At 68.4% G+C, this 478-nt stretch carries 1 protein-coding gene; it reads left to right on the top strand.

Annotation, left to right across the window (positions count from 1 at the left end; genetic code table 11):
- Nucleotides 1-46: 46 nt before the first annotated feature.
- Nucleotides 47-478, top strand: a 432-nt coding sequence (hisF, locus tag RAD15_RS43660) for an imidazole glycerol phosphate synthase subunit HisF (protein ID WP_458184838.1), incomplete at its 3' end; no start/stop codon positions are given.

The raw sequence follows: 478 nt of genomic DNA, 5'->3' as shown, positions 1-478 counted from the left end.
ACTCCCTCTCTCCCAACCCTCTCCCCAGAGGGAAGAGGGCTTTAAGATGACCGTTCGCGCTCGCGTCATCCCCTGTCTCGACGTGGCGAACGGCCGCGTCGTCAAGGGCGTCAACTTCGTCGACCTGCGCTATGCGGGCGATCCGGTCGAGCAGGCCCGCGCCTATGACGCGGCCGGCGCTGACGAGCTCTGCTTCCTCGACATCACCGCCAGCCACGAAGCGCGCGGCACCATCCTCGACGTGGTGCGTCGGACCGCCGAGGTCTACTTCATGCCCGTCACCGTCGGCGGCGGCGTGCGCAGCGCCGAGGACGCGCGCGCATTGCTCCTCGCCGGCGCTGACAAGGTCGCGGTCAATTCAGCCGCGGTCTCGCGGCCCGAAGTGGTGTCCGACATCGCCGACCGCTTCGGCAGCCAGTGCTGCGTCGCCTCGATCGACGCGCGGCGCGTCGGCGATCATTGGGAGGTCTTCACTCAT

Source organism: Bradyrhizobium sp. 14AA, from assembly GCF_054185205.1.
The sequence above is the reverse complement of the archived record's forward strand: the minus strand, read 5'-3'. Positions and strand labels throughout refer to the sequence as shown.